The organism is Bradyrhizobium diazoefficiens (assembly GCF_016612535.1).
Lineage (GTDB): Bacteria > Pseudomonadota > Alphaproteobacteria > Rhizobiales > Xanthobacteraceae > Bradyrhizobium > Bradyrhizobium diazoefficiens_C.
The window spans coordinates 12,828-26,123 of the sequence record NZ_JAENXS010000007.1 but is presented as its reverse complement, the minus strand read 5'-3'; the positions used below and the strand labels follow the sequence as shown (position 1 = coordinate 26,123).

The following is a 13,296-nucleotide window of genomic DNA, read 5'->3' as shown; positions in this document are numbered from 1 at the left end:
CTAGCTCGTGAAGCCCACGCGCTGGCGCAGCTCCTTGTGATCTGCGCCGGTCAGCAGCGCGATCAGCGCCGCCGCTTCCTTCGGATGTGCGGCCCGCGCCGCGACGCCGGCCGTGTACATCGTCACGAGCTCGCGTCCCGGCGGCAACGAACCGGACAGCGCGATGCCGTCGGTCGCGATGATCTCGGTCGCCTGCGTGCATCCAATCGGCCTCGTAGCGGTGGACGTCGCCAGCTCGCGCATCGCTGTTGCGCCGCTCGGAAAGATCTTCAGGCGCGAGGCGACCTCGTAGGCGATGCCGAGTTGATCCAGGATTTTTGCAACGTGCTGGCCTGCCGTCGAAGCCTTGGTGTCGGGAACGTAGATGGCATCCGCGGAGCGCAGGACCTCGCGCAGATCGGTTTCGGTCTTCACGGTCACCCTGGGATCGCGGCTGCGCACCGCCAGCGCGGTTTCGACCCGGCCGACATCGGCGATCGAGGAGGGGACGACAAGCTTCTCCGCGGCAAGCTTTGCGAGGAGAGCGTGCGTCAGGATCACGAGATCGGCTGGCGTGCTTGTGCGCAGCTTGTCCGCCATCACACCGACCGCACCGAATTCGCCGTCGATGCCGAATCCGGTCTTCGCCTCGAAGACCTCGCTGAGGCCGCGCACCAGGCCTTGCGCCGCGCCGCCGCTCAGGATGTTCACTGTGGTCACGATGCGAGCTCCATGGCTGCGATGATTTTGTCACGCGTGATCGGCAGGTCGCGCACACGCACGCCGAGGCTATCGTAAACCGCATTCGCGATGGCCGCCGTCACCGGGCCGTGCGCGGCTTCGCCGGCGCCGACCGGTTCGATCTCCGGCTGCTGGATAATCTCGACGTCAACCGCCGGAACCTCGCTGAATGTCAGGATTGGATAGTCGGTCCAGGAGGTCGATGTGATGTGCGTCCGATCGAAGCGGACGCACTCCTTCAGGACCCAGCTCGTCGCCTGGATGGTGCCACCCTCGATCTGGTTGACGACGCCGTCCGGGTTGATGGCCTCGCCGACATCGACCGCGAGCGTCAGCCGCTTCACCCGGATATCGTCGGCGCCTTCGATCTCGGCAATTGCGGCGCAATAGGCGCCCGTGTTCTTGTAGCGCGCAAAGCCCACACCGTGGCCGATGCCGGTTTGCTTCTGCGGCTTCCACGCGGCGCGTCGCGCGGCGGCGCGGATAACTTCCTTTGCACGCTCGTCTCGCAGATGACGCAGGCGGAACGCGATCGGGTCCTCGCCGCGCAGAACGGCGATCTCGTCGAGCAGGGACTCGATGGCGAACACATTGCCCTGCGCGCCCAGCGTCCGCAGCGCCGAGGTGCGCACCGGCATGGTCAGCAAGCGATGGCTCGTGATCGTCCAAGCCGGGAAGTCGTAGAGCGGAACGGAGTTGCGATCTCCTCCGCCGCCATTGGCCGCCGGCGGATTCGTCGAGATCATGCGCGGGTAGGGATTTGCGATTTCGGTCGCCGCGAGCAGTGCGGGCTGCGTCGCGCGTCCCGGCCGCGCCGCATGGCCGTTGCTCCAGATCCCATGACGCCAGCCGACGATCTCGTTGTCCGCGTCGAGATCAGCCTCGATCTCGATGGCCATGGCCGCCCCGAATGGCGCATGGGACATCTCGTCGTGGCGCGACCATTGCACCCGCACGGGGCGGCCGCCGGCGGCTTTGGCCAGCAACACCGCATCGAGCGCGACATCATCGGCCGCATTGTGTCCGTAGCAGCCGGCACCCTCCATGTGCTCGACGACGATGCTTTCAGTCGGCAGCTTCAGCACGATCGCGAGATCGGCCCGCAGCAGATAGACGCCCTGGCTGTGTGTCCAGACATGAACACGATCACCATCCCATTGTGCCATCGCGCAGGACGGCGCGATCGAGGCGTGTGCGATATAGGGACGGGTGTATTGCCGGCGCAGGGTGCGCGCAGATTTCGCTGAAACTACCGCCGGCCGAGTGTCGATGACGGTGGTTTCGACTGGCTGGCTTCTCAGGAAGCCAGCCAGATCGTCCTGATCGGGCAGCGGCGCGCCAGCTGACCAGGTCGCGCCCTTGCGCAAGGCATTCAGTGCGGCTTCCGCCGCGACCTCGCTGTCGGCAACGACGCCCGCAAAGCCGCCGTCGCGGACGATCGCGACGAGCCCGGAAACAACGCGCGCGGTTCCTTCGTCGAGCGCGATCAGCTTCGCGCCAGAGACGTCCGGCCGCAGCATGCGCCCATGCAGCACGCCTGGCAGGGCATGATCATGGATGAAGCGCGGCCGCGCGAACACCTTGTCGGGAATGTCGACGCGCTGGATCGAACGCCCGGCCACGCTGCGTGCGATGGCGGACTTCGCCACGGTGCCCGCTGTGGCTTCCTGATCGAGCGAGACGTCATCCGACAGTTCCCAATAGCTGGTCCTGACGTTACCCGGGCCCGAGATCGTGCCGTCATCGACGCCGAGCAGGGATGCATCGACGCCAAGACGTTCCGATGCTGCTGTGAGGAAGCGTTGGCGCACCTCGGCGCAGGCGTGGCGCAACGCGCGGCCGGATTGCTGGACGGACAGGCTGCCGGAGGTGACGCCCTCGTTCGGGCTTGCCGCGGTCGAGGCGCGGATCATCTCGATGCGGCTGATCTCGACGTCGAGCTCGTCCGCCGCGATCTGCGCCAGCGCCGTGACGATGCCCTGGCCAATCTCGACCTTGCCGGGCGAGATCGCCACACGGCCTTCGCCGGTGAACCTCACCCAGGACGACAGTCTTGGATTGGCTGCCAGGCTGACCGGCAGTTTCGGGGCAGGGGACGGCGCACTCATGACATTGCCATCTCCGATGCCGCCCGGAGCACGGCGCGGACCATGCGATTGTGCGATCCGCAGCGGCACAGATTGCGATCGAGTGCGGTTCTGACATCGGCTTCCGTCGGCGAGGGATTGCGCCTGAGCAGCGCCGCCGCGCTGATCAGGATCCCCGAGACGCAATAGCCGCATTGCATCGCCTGTTCGGAGATGAAAGCGCGTTGCAGCGGATGCGGATGCTCGACTGCCCCGAGGCCCTCCACCGTGACGACGTCCTTGGTTGCCACCGACCACATCGGCATGTCGCAGGAGGCCATTGCGCGGTCGCCGACCATCACGTAACAGGCCCCGCATTCACCGGCTCCGCAACCGAAATGCGGACTGGTGATGCCGAGCCGGCCGCGCAGTACATCGAGTAGCGCCTGATCGGGGTCGGTATCCACGGAAGCCGCTACGCCGTTGAGCTGGAATTGGATGGTGGCCATGCCCGGCCTCAGGACTTGTCGAACTTCTTGACGACATCGGCCCATTTCGCGATGTCGCCGCGCAGGAACTTTTCGAACTCCTCGGGCGACATCGACATGGGTACGGCACCCTGGTCGGTCCAGAGCTTGACGATGTCGGGCCGCTTCACCATCGCGTTCACGGCAGCGTTGAGCTTGTCGATGACAGGCTTCGGCGTGCCCGCCGGCGCCATCAAGCCAAGCCAGATCGTCGCCTCATAGCCTGCCACACCGGCCTCGCCGGCAGTCGGCACGTTCGGCAGCACCGCCGAGCGCTGCTTGCCGGTGGTCGCGAGCGCGCGGACCTGGTTCTCTCCGATGTTCGGCGCCATCGCCGGCACCGCGTCGATCATCATCTGCACCTGGCCGCCGATCACGCCGCTGCGCGCCTCGCCGCTGTTGCGGTAGGGGACGTGGACGATGTCGATCCCGGCCATGGCTTTGAACAGCTCGCCGGCCATGTGGTACGGCGTGCCCTGGCCGGAGGAGGCGTAGTTCAGTTTGCCCGGCTGCGCCTTGGCGAGCGCGATGAACTCCTGCAATGTCTTCGCGGCGACCTGTGGGTTCACCACGATGACGAGATCGGAATAGTTCACCGGCGTGATCGGCGCGAGGTCGCGCATCAGATCGTATTTGCGCTGCTCCGGCGTCAGCAGCGATTCATTTGCAGTCTGGGTGTTGGACATCATCAGCAATGTGTAGCCGTCGGCCGGCGACTTCGCCGCCTCGACCGTGCCGATGACGCCGCCAGCGCCACTGCGGTTCTCGACCACGAAGGGCTGGCCAAATCGCTCCTGGAGCGCATTGCCGATCAGGCGAGCCGCGACATCGGCCGGCCCGCCGGCGCCGAACGGCACGACGATCCGGACCGCGTGCGCGGGGTAATCCTGTGCGAGGGAGGGGCTTGCGGAGACTATCGTGAGCAGGCTGGCGGCCAGCGCCAGCATCAATCGTCGAGCCGTCACGCCCACCTCCCTCATGTCGTTCTTATTGGCCGGCACTGTAGCGGCAGCGCACGCGGGCTGTCGACGCCTCAGAAAGTCGATTCCGGCCGGAATACCGGGCTGGTTTCGGTGTGACCGAGGGGCATTTCGCAGTCGCGGCAGGAACCAGGTCGCGCGCATGGTTTGAGCATTTTGCATGGGCATTGCCGGATAAATGCCCTCGGCTGCCCGGTATTTTGGTGTTACGAAATTGGTCATGAACCAGCACGCCAAGATCGAGATCCGCCACTCCACCTGTCCGCACGACTGCCCGTCGGCTTGCGCGCTCGATATCGAGGTGGTCGAAGGCCGCAGCATCGGGCGTGTCCGCGGCTCGAAAAAGCAGACCTATACGGCCGGCGTGGTCTGCGCCAAGGTCGCGCGCTACGCCGAGCGCATCCATCATCCGGAGCGGGTGATGTTTCCGATGCGCCGCACCGGTGCGAAGGGCTCCGGCCAGTTCGCGCGGATTTCCTGGGACGAGGCGCTCGACGAGATCGGGCATCGCTTCAATCAGGCCGAGCGCGAGTTCGGCGCGGAATCGATCTGGCCTTACTATTACGCCGGCACGATGGGGCTGGTGATGCGTGACGGTCTCAACCGGCTGACGCATGTGAAGAGATATTCGCGCTTCTATTCGACCATCTGCGCCAACATTGCGCGCGTCGGTTATGCCGTCGGCACCGGCAGGATCGCCGGCGTTGATCCGCGCGAGATGGCGCTGTCGGATCTCGTCGTGATCTGGGGCACCAATCCCGTCAACACCCAGGTCAACGTAATGACGCACGCCGCGCGGGCCCGCAAGGAGCGTGGCGCCAAGATCGCGGCTATCGACATCTACGACAACGAGACGATGAAGCAGGCTGACATCAAGATCCTGCTGCGGCCCGGCACTGACGGTGCGTTTGCCTGCGGCGTGATGCATGTCCTGTTTCGCGACGGCCATGCCGATCGCGCCTATATGGACAAGTACACCGATTGCCCGGATGAGCTCGAGGCGCATCTGAAGACGCGCACGCCGGAATGGGCTTCGGCGATCTCTGGCGTACCGGTGGCGGAGATCGAGGCCTTTGCCAAGGCCGTCGGCGAGACCAAGCGGACCTTCCTTCGTCTCGGCTACGGTTTCACGCGCTCGCGCAACGGCGCGACACAGATGCATGCGGCGAACTGCATTCCGGCGGTGACCGGCGCCTGGCAGTACGAGGGCGGTGGTGCCTTCTTCAACAATTACGCGCTGTGGCACTTCAACGAATCCATCATCGAAGGCCACGACGCGATCGACAAGACCACGCGCGCGCTCGACCAGTCGCAGATCGGACGCATCCTCACCGGCGATGCCGAGGCCCTGCAAGGCAAGGGCCCGGTGAAGGCGATGCTGATCCAGAACACCAACCCGATGACGGTCGCGCCGCAGCAGGCGCTGGTCCGGCAGGGGTTTGCGCGTGAGGATCTGTTCGTCGCGGTGCACGAGCAGTTCATGACCGAGACGGCGCAGATGGCCGACATCGTGCTGCCGGCCACCATGTTCATGGAGCATGACGACCTCTATTACGGTGGCGGACACCAGCACATCTCGGTCGGGCCGAAGCTGATCGACCCTCCGGGCGAGTGCCGTTCCAATCACGAGGTGTTGCAGGCGCTGGCGCCGCGGCTTGGCGCGAAACACCGGGGTTTCGAGATGACGCCGCGCGAATTGATCGACGCGACGCTGAAGCTGAGCGACCATGGCGACATCGCGAGCCTCGAGGCCGACATCTGGCGCGACCTCCAGCCTGACTTTCGCACCGCGCATTATCTCGACGGCTTTGCCCACGCCGACAAGAAATTCCACTTCAAGGCCGACTGGGCAAATCCACCGTTCGGCTTGATGATGGGCGAGTTCGACAAGATGCCGTCGCTGCCGGACCACTGGGCCGTGATTGAGCGCACCAACAAGGCCCATCCATTCCGGCTTGCGACCAGCCCGTCGCGCAGCTTCCTCAACACCACCTTCAACGAGACCCCGTCTTCGCAGGCGCGCGAGGGCAAGGCGAGCGTGATGATCCATCCGCTGGATGCGGCCGCCCTCGACATTGCCGACGGCGACGCCGTGACGCTCGGCAACACCCGCGGTGAGACTACGCTGATTGCTGTGTTGTTCGAGGGCGTGCGACGGGGTGTGCTGATCGCGGAGTCCGTGCACCCGAACAAGAATCATATCGGTGGCCGCGGCATCAACATGTTGACGGGGGCCGAGGCCGTCGCGCCGATCGGCGGGGCTGCGTTCCACGACAACAAGGTATGGATCCGGAAAGCGGTCGCGGCCTGAGCCGCGCCCGCGCTCGATCGCGCGCAAATTTGCGTCGATGCGCTAAAGCGTCGCCTCCTGGCAGATTGCCCTTGCACCTCGCACCCCGGCTGCCGCAAATGGCTGCAAACCGGGAGCAAGGAAGCTGCGTCATGACCGACACCACAGGCGTCATCACCGAGAAGCGCGGGCAGGCGTTCTGGATCACCATCAACCGGCCCGAGAAACGCAACGCGCTGAACGGCGATGTGATCGCCGGCATCACACGCGGCTATCGCGAGGCGCATGAGGACAAGGATGTCCGCGTGATCGTGCTGACCGGCGCGGGCGACAAGGCGTTCTGCGCCGGCGCCGATTTGCAGAATTCCGGTGCGGCTTTCGCGATGGATCATTCCAGGCCGAATGTCGACTATGCCGATCTGTTGCGCCTGTCGCAGAACGCGACGAAGCCTGCGATCGCGCGCGTCGGCGGCGTCTGCATGGCCGGCGGCATGGGTCTGTTGTGCATGACCGACATGGCGGTTGCGGCCGATCACGTCATCTTCGGCCTGCCGGAGGTGAAGGTCGGCGTGTTTCCGATGCAGGTGCTGAGCCTGTTGCAGAGAATCGCGCCGCCGCGTCTCGTCAACGAATGGGCGCTCACCGGTGAACCCTTCGACGCGCAAGCCGCGCTCGGCGCAGGCCTGCTCAACTACGTCGTGTCCACGGCCGAGCTCGATGCCAAGGTCGACTGGCTGATCGGCCGCATCGTCGACAAATCCCCGACCGCGATCCGCCGCGGCAAATACGCCATGCGTGCCATCGCCGCGATGTCGTTCGACGAGAGCATCGCCTACACCGAAAGCCAGATCGCACTGCTCGCGATGACCGAAGACGCCAAGGAGGGGCTGAAGGCGTTCGGCGAGAAGCGGAAGCCGATCTGGACGGGAAAGTGAAATCGAAAAACAACCCCATGCACAGTAGAGATGGGGTTGAAACGCCCTAAGAATTTTCGGTCTTACCGAAAATGGCTTGCTCCGTCGGGCAAAACAGCTGTATCAAGGCAGAATCGGGTTTCTCGCCTGACGTCATTCGTCGGCGCGCGCCAGGTGGTGCGTTCCGGAAGACGAGCTACCCGGCGTTGGCCTTCAGGCCTGCCGCCTGGATGCCGGCCACCGCGCAAGCCTCGTCATTGTCGGAGGTGTCGCCGGAGACGCCGACGGCGCCGAGCAAGGTCGTGCCGTCCAGGATCAGCACGCCGCCGGGGACCGGCACCAGCGCGCCCTTGGCGATGGTGTTCACGGCGTCGATGAAATAGGCCTGCTCCTGCGCCCGCTGGTACAGCGCGCGCGAGCCCATGCCCATGGCGAGCGCGCCATAGGCCTTGCCGTGCGCGATCTCGGCGCGCATCAGGCTGGTGCCGTCCTGCGCCGCTGCGATCTTGAGCACGCCGCGCGCGTCCAGGATGGTGACGACCAGCGGCTTCAGCTTCAGCTCGCCGGACTTTGCCAAAGCGGCGTCGAGGATTTTTCGGGCGGTGTCGAGGGTGAGGTCAGCCATGGCTGGGTTCCTTTGCAATGGGATTGGTCGTGGATTGGGTCTCGGTGCGATCGAGGCTCATCGCCAGCACGCGCGCGACGTGAAGTGCTACGCGCTGCGCGCCGTCGTGGATCTGGTGGCGGCAGGAGGTGCCATCGGCGACGACCAGCGTATTCTGGTCTGCGCGCCGCACTGCGGGCAGCAGCGACAGCTCGGCCATCTCGATCGAAGCATCATAGGTGTCGGCACCGTAGCCGAAGGCGCCGGCCATGCCGCAGCAGCTGGATTCGATGGTCTCGACCTCGAGGCCGGGGACGAGGCGCAGCACCTGCTCGACCGGCTTGAACGCGCCGAAGGATTTTTGGTGGCAATGGCCGTGCACCATGGCCTTGTCGGCGACGGCACCCAGCGGCAATTGCAGCCGGCCGGCCTCGGCCTCGCGCACCAGAAATTCCTCGAAGGTCAGCGCATGGGCGCCGACGGCCTTGGCGTCGTCGTCCTTGCGGAGCGATGCGAGCTCGTCGCGCAGCGTCAACAGGCAGCTCGGCTCGAGGCCGACGATCGGCACGCCACGCGCGGCGAAGGGCGCGAAGGCGGTCACGAGCCGGTCGAGCTCGGTCCTGGCTTCATCGACGAGGCCGGCTGACAGGAAGGTGCGCCCGCAGCACAGCGGCCGGCCGCCGCTCGCAGGCTTCGGCATGTGCACGCGATAGCCACCGGCCGTGAGCACGCGCAACGCGGCGTCGAGATTTTCGCGCTCGTAGATGCGGTTGAAGGTGTCGGCGAACAGCACGACCTCGCGGCCCGTTTCCGGCCCGACGCTGGCAGCCGGCGGCACGAACACGTCGCTGCGGAAGGCGGGCAGGGCGCGGCGCGCGCTGATACCGGCGAAACGTTCGAACAGCTTTCGCAGCAGCGGGCTGTTGTTGCGCAGATTCACGATCGGCGCGAAGCGCGACGCGAGGCCGACGTAACGCGGAAGGTAGCCGACCAGGCGATCACGCAACGTCAGGCCGTGGGAGGTTGCGCGCGCGGCCAGCACCTCGATCTTCATCTTGGCCATGTCGACGCCGGTCGGGCATTCATGGCGGCAGGCCTTGCAGGAGACGCAAAGCTTGAGCGTTTCCATCATCTCGTCGGACGAGAGTGCGTCCGGTCCGAGCTGGCCGGAGATCGCGAGCCGTAGCGTGTTGGCGCGCCCGCGCGTGACGTCCTTTTCGTTGCGCGTTGCGCGGTAGGACGGGCACATCACACCGCCCTCGAGCTTGCGGCAGGCGCCGTTGTTGTTGCACATCTCGACTGCGCCCTGGAAGCCGCCGCCGGCGCCGGGATAAGCGGACCAGTCGAGTTTTGTCTTGAGGTCGGCGACGCGATAGTCGGGCTTGAAGCGGAACAGCGAGCGGTCGTCCATCTTCGGCGCATCGACGATCTTGCCGGGGTTGAGCACGCCGTCGGGATCGAAGCGGTGCTTGACCTCCCTGAAGTCGGCGACGAGGCGCTCGCCGAATATGCTTTCGTGGAATTCCGAACGCACCAGGCCGTCGCCATGCTCGCCCGAATGCGAGCCTTTGTATTCGCGCACCAGCGCGAAGGTCTCTTCGGCGATGGCGCGCATCGCCTTGACGTCTTTTTCGAGCTTGAGATTCAGCACCGGGCGCACATGCAGGCAGCCTTCGGAGGCGTGCGCGTACATCGTGCCGCTGGTGCCGTGTTTTGCGAAGATTTCGTTCAGCCGCTGGGTGTAGTCGGCCAGATGCGGCAGCGGCACGGCGCAGTCCTCGACGAAGGAGACCGGTTTGCCCTCCTGCTTCATCGACATCATGACGTTGAGGCCGGCGGCACGAAAATCCGCAATCCCGCTCTGGAGCGCAGGCTCTGATATCTCGACCACGCCGCCCCATTTGCGCTTGTCGTTGCCCCAGGCGAAGCCGAGATCGTCCATCAGCACGCCGAGCTGCTTCAGGCGTTGCAGATTGTCGGCCTGGTCTTCCTCCGCGAATTCGACCACCAGCACGGCGTCCGGATCGCCCTTGATCGCGGCATGGATGATCGGCTTGAACATCGCGATGTCGCGGCCGAGCGCGAGCATGGTGCGGTCGACCAGCTCGACGGCAATCGGCTTCAGCTTGACCAGGTGCTGGGCCGCGTCCATCGCCTCGTAGAAGCTGCCGAAATGGCAGACACCGAGCACCTTGTTGCGGATCACCGGCCACAGCTTCAGCTCGACTTTGGTGGTGAAGGCCAGCGTGCCTTCCGAGCCCACCAGCAGATGGGCCATGTTGTTGCGCGCGTTGCGCGGCACCAGCGCATCGAGATTGTAGCCGCCGACGCGGCGCTGCACCTTGGGAAAGCGCGCCGCAATCTCGTCGGCCTCGCGGGAGCCGAGATCGAGCATGTCGCGAAACAGGGCGCGCATGGTGTCGCCTGCGTCGCTATCCGAGAGGTCACGCGAGACCTCGCCAAAACGGCTCAGCGTGCCATCGGCTAGCGAAGCCTCCATCGATAGCGTGTTGTCGCGCATGGTGCCGTAACGGAGAGAGCGGCCGCCGCAGGAATTGTTGCCGGCCATGCCGCCGATGGTGGCACGCGAGGCCGTGGAGACGTCGACGGGAAACCACAGGCCGTGCTTTTTGAGCTGGCGGTTGAGGTCGTCGAGCACGATGCCGGGCTCGACCACGCAGCTCCGGCCCTCGACGTCGAGCGACAGGATGCGGTTGAGATGCTTCGAGAGATCGACCACGAGTCCGTCATTGACGGTCTGGCCGCATTGCGAGGTGCCGCCGCCGCGCGGAGTGACCTTCACGCCCTCGTCGCGGGCAATCGCCAGCGCCAGCAAGGCCTCGTCCATGGTCTTGGGCACGACCACGCCTGACGGCACGATCTGGTAGAACGAGGCGTCCGTGGCGTAGCGGCCGCGGCTGAAGCGATCGAACAGGACGTCGCCGGTCACGTCCGCGCGCAGGCGCCGTTCGAGCGAGGTGGCGTTTGTCATCCCTGATCCCGGAGCGATCCAACGGGCCTCCGACCCTGATGGATTATTCATTCTTGTTTCTGACCGATTATATTATGAATTCAAAATGAGCAAGGCCGCCGTCTCTCAAGGCGAGACTGGCGCCTCGTCCTGGGGCTCGGTTAGGTGTTCGATCGCGGCCGCCCGCTTGTTGCGCAGGTGCTGGAACAGGATGTCGCTGAGCTCGCTGCCCGCGCGGCGGCGCAGCGCATCGAGGATGGCCTCATGCTCGCGCATCGCTTCCGCCCAACGCTTCCGCTTGCGGGCGAAATTGGCGGAGTAACGGACTCGGCGGATTCTCCCCGCGAAATTGGCGTAGGCGGTCTTCAGCGTCTCGTTGCGCGCGGCCGTGACGATGCTCTCGTGGATGCGCTGGTTGGTCTGGAAATAGCCGTGCATGTCGCGGTGCAGATAGTGGCCGTACATCTCGTAATGCAGTTGCTCGATCGCGAGGATTTCCGCATCGGTAATGGCCTCGCAGGCAAGGCGTCCGGCCAGGCTCTCCAGTCCCGCCATGATATCGAACAGCTCTTCCAGATCGCGCTGGCTGAGCTGGCGGATTCGGGCGCCCCGGTTCGGCAATAGTTCGATGAGCCCCTCGGCGGCGAGCACTTTCAGGGCTTCGCGCAAGGGCGTGCGGGAGATGCCGAACATCTCGCAGAGTTGCCGCTCGGGAACGCGCGCGCCGTCGGGAATGTTGCCTTCCACGACGTAGTCGCGCAGCCGCAGCAGGATCTCGCCATGGAGCGAGGCCTCCTGACGGTCTTCTTGGCGGTCGCCGCCATTGCCGGCCGGTGGGGCGATTGGAACCCCGGCGTCGGGAATCGTGGATTTCATTTGCAGCACAGTAGTTTGCCCGTTGGGTCGCGTCGATGTCCACAATCGAATACCAAATTTAGATTGAAAGTACAAAAAATGAATGCAAAATAGCCGGCAGAGCCGGTCAGAACCCGCCGACAGGGAGGTTTTCATGCATCAGGGACGCCATTTCCTTCAGATTCCGGGGCCGAGCCCGGTCCCTGAGCGCGTGTTGCGCGCCATGGACATGCCGGTGATCGACCACCGCAGTGCCGAATTCGGCGATCTCGGCCGCACCGTGCTCGAAGGCAGCCAGACAATTTTCCAGACCAAGGGGCCTGTCATCATCTTCCCCTCGTCGGGGACGGGCGCCTGGGAGGCCGCGATCGTCAACACCCTGTCGCCAGGCGACAAGGTGCTGATGGTCGAGACCGGTCATTTCGCCACGCTGTGGCGGCAGATGGCGGGCCGCTTTGGCATCGAGGTCGATTTCGTGCCGGGCGACTGGCGCCGCGGCGCCGATCCGGCCGTGATCGAAGCGAAGCTCACAGAGGATACCGCGCACACGATCAAGGCCGTCATGGTCGTGCACAACGAGACCTCGACGGGTGCGACCAGCCGCATCGCCGAGATCCGCGCTGCGATCGACCGCGCCTCGCATCCGGCCCTGCTGATGGTCGACACCATCTCCTCACTCGGCTCGGTCGACTATCGCCACGAGGAGTGGAAGGTCGATGTCAGCGTCAGCTGCTCGCAGAAAGGCTTCATGCTGCCGCCCGGTCTCGGCTTCAACGCGATCTCGGAGAAGGCGCGCGCTGCGGCCAAGACCAACAAGATGCCGCGCTCCTATTTCGACTGGGAGGAGATGCTCAAGCCGAACGCAAAGGGCTTCTTCCCCTACACGCCCGCCACCAATTTGCTCTATGGCCTGCGCGAGGCGATCGCGATGCTGCTCGAAGAGGGGCTCGACAACGTGTTTGCGCGCCACCAGCGGTTAGCGGCGGCGACGCGCGCGGCCGTCAACCATTGGGGCCTCGAAGTGTTGTGCCAGGAGCCGGCCGAATTCTCGCCGGTGCTCACCGCAGTGCTGATGCCGCCGGGACATGACGCCGATCAATTCCGCAAGATCGTGCTCGACAGTTACAACATGTCGCTCGGCTCGGGCCTCTCCAAGGTCGCCGGAAAAGTCTTCCGCATCGGCCATCTCGGCGAATGCAATGCGCTGACGCTGCTCGGTGCGCTCACCGGCGTGGAGATGGGTCTGTCGGTCGCCGGCGTGCCGCACCGCTCGGGCGGCGTCGACGTCGCGATGAAGCTGCTGGAGCAGCGCCCGCAAGGCAATGCCTCGCCGCATCTGAAAGTGGTCGGTACTTAAATCGCCCAGGGA

The 13,296-nt window shown here is 65.1% G+C and carries 10 protein-coding genes; 3 read left to right on the top strand and 7 right to left on the bottom strand.

The genetic code is table 11. From position 1 onward, the window contains the following. From JJE66_RS36785 to JJE66_RS36770, 4 genes are read right to left on the bottom strand one after another with little or no spacing between them, the layout of a single operon-like run. Positions 1-699 (bottom strand): substrate-binding domain-containing protein, encoded by a 699-nt coding sequence (locus JJE66_RS36785; protein WP_200520681.1) that lies wholly within the window; start codon positions 697-699, stop codon positions 1-3. Then, on the bottom strand, positions 696-2,828 hold the full coding sequence (locus tag JJE66_RS36780) for a molybdopterin cofactor-binding domain-containing protein (protein WP_200520680.1): 2,133 nt from the start codon (positions 2,826-2,828) through the stop codon (positions 696-698). Before JJE66_RS36780 ends, JJE66_RS36785 begins: the two co-directional genes overlap by 4 nt. Then, complete coding sequence (locus JJE66_RS36775) at positions 2,825-3,295, bottom strand: (2Fe-2S)-binding protein (RefSeq protein ID WP_200520679.1); 471 nt, start codon at positions 3,293-3,295, stop codon at positions 2,825-2,827. The genes JJE66_RS36780 and JJE66_RS36775 overlap by 4 nt, the downstream gene beginning before the upstream one ends. 8 nt (positions 3,296-3,303) lie before the next feature. Beyond that, positions 3,304-4,260 carry a tripartite tricarboxylate transporter substrate binding protein gene (locus JJE66_RS36770; RefSeq protein WP_200520790.1) on the bottom strand — a complete coding sequence of 319 codons (957 nt, stop codon included), beginning with the start codon at positions 4,258-4,260 and terminating at the stop codon, positions 3,304-3,306. Positions 4,261-4,513: 253 nt separating this feature from the next. Here JJE66_RS36770 and JJE66_RS36765 point away from each other — a divergent pair, with 253 nt between their 5' ends. Both JJE66_RS36765 and JJE66_RS36760 read left to right on the top strand, forming a co-directional pair. Next, positions 4,514-6,604: a molybdopterin oxidoreductase family protein gene (locus tag JJE66_RS36765; RefSeq protein ID WP_200520678.1), complete on the top strand. Its 2,091-nt coding sequence runs from the start codon at positions 4,514-4,516 to the stop codon at positions 6,602-6,604. Positions 6,605-6,735: 131 nt separating this feature from the next. Continuing rightward, the gene (locus tag JJE66_RS36760; RefSeq protein WP_200520677.1) at positions 6,736-7,518 is read left to right on the top strand and encodes an enoyl-CoA hydratase/isomerase family protein; all 783 of its coding nucleotides are present in this window, start codon (positions 6,736-6,738) and stop codon (positions 7,516-7,518) included. 175 nt (positions 7,519-7,693) lie between these two features. Here the strand turns inward: JJE66_RS36760 and JJE66_RS36755 are convergent, their stop codons facing one another. The 3 genes from JJE66_RS36755 to JJE66_RS36745 all read right to left on the bottom strand — a co-directional run bounded on the left by JJE66_RS36755 (position 7,694) and on the right by JJE66_RS36745 (position 11,948). Further along, positions 7,694-8,122, bottom strand: coding sequence for a heme-binding protein (locus JJE66_RS36755; protein ID WP_200520676.1), 429 nt, complete (start codon positions 8,120-8,122; stop codon positions 7,694-7,696). Beyond that, complete coding sequence (locus JJE66_RS36750; protein ID WP_200520675.1) at positions 8,115-11,093, bottom strand: FAD-binding and (Fe-S)-binding domain-containing protein; 2,979 nt, start codon at positions 11,091-11,093, stop codon at positions 8,115-8,117. Before JJE66_RS36750 ends, JJE66_RS36755 begins: the two co-directional genes overlap by 8 nt. A 105-nt stretch (positions 11,094-11,198) precedes the next feature. After that, a complete protein-coding gene (locus tag JJE66_RS36745) occupies positions 11,199-11,948 on the bottom strand; it encodes a GntR family transcriptional regulator (RefSeq protein ID WP_200520789.1) in 750 nt (249 codons plus the stop codon). Between the two features lie 133 nt (positions 11,949-12,081). On the opposite strand from JJE66_RS36745, the gene JJE66_RS36740 reads away from it, so the two are divergent. Beyond that, positions 12,082-13,284, top strand: coding sequence for a pyridoxal-phosphate-dependent aminotransferase family protein (locus JJE66_RS36740; RefSeq protein ID WP_409362871.1), 1,203 nt, complete (start codon positions 12,082-12,084; stop codon positions 13,282-13,284). Positions 13,285-13,296: the final 12 nt, after the last annotated feature.

Bases quoted from the DNA above. Each gene is read 5' to 3' on its own strand.
- JJE66_RS36780 (WP_200520680.1), bottom strand. From the start codon at position 2,828: ATGAGTGCGCCGTCCCCTGCCCCGAAACTGCCGGTCAGCCTGGCAGCC.
- JJE66_RS36775 (WP_200520679.1), bottom strand. From the start codon at position 3,295: ATGGCCACCATCCAATTCCAGCTCAACGGCGTAGCGGCTTCCGTGGAT.
- JJE66_RS36770 (WP_200520790.1), bottom strand. From the start codon at position 4,260: ATGCTGGCGCTGGCCGCCAGCCTGCTCACGATAGTCTCCGCAAGCCCC.
- JJE66_RS36765 (WP_200520678.1), top strand. From the start codon at position 4,514: ATGAACCAGCACGCCAAGATCGAGATCCGCCACTCCACCTGTCCGCAC.
- JJE66_RS36760 (WP_200520677.1), top strand. From the start codon at position 6,736: ATGACCGACACCACAGGCGTCATCACCGAGAAGCGCGGGCAGGCGTTC.
- JJE66_RS36755 (WP_200520676.1), bottom strand. From the start codon at position 8,122: ATGGCTGACCTCACCCTCGACACCGCCCGAAAAATCCTCGACGCCGCT.
- JJE66_RS36750 (WP_200520675.1), bottom strand. From the start codon at position 11,093: ATGACAAACGCCACCTCGCTCGAACGGCGCCTGCGCGCGGACGTGACC.
- JJE66_RS36745 (WP_200520789.1), bottom strand. From the start codon at position 11,948: ATGAAATCCACGATTCCCGACGCCGGGGTTCCAATCGCCCCACCGGCC.
- JJE66_RS36740 (WP_409362871.1), top strand. From the start codon at position 12,082: ATGCATCAGGGACGCCATTTCCTTCAGATTCCGGGGCCGAGCCCGGTC.